1 protein-coding gene is annotated in these 249 nt (G+C 66.3%); it reads right to left on the bottom strand.

Annotated features, from left to right (window positions below):
• A partial coding sequence (locus AC3II9_RS22195) for a hypothetical protein (RefSeq protein ID WP_489158908.1) occupies positions 1 to 249 on the bottom strand: 249 nt, incomplete at both ends.

Below are 249 nucleotides of genomic sequence, written 5' to 3'. Positions count from 1 at the left end.
CTGTCCGCCGTCGCATGTTTGACCAGCACGTACAGCGGCACATCGTCTTCGGTCAGGACGCGAACGCGGATCGCCTGCTCCCTATGCTCGGCCTCGGCTGCAATGGCGTCGGCATAACCGGTCAGCTCAGCGACATGCGCAGCGGCGCTGGCGGCGATGCGGGCGGCCCATTCCTCGTCCACCTGCCCATGATCATCGAGGATCACCCCGCCATGCGCGCAGATCGCGGCGGCGAAGGGGATATGAACC

It is taken from the genome of Lysinibacillus sp. RU7, from assembly GCF_057837305.1.
This window is presented reverse-complemented; position numbering and strand designations above follow the sequence as displayed.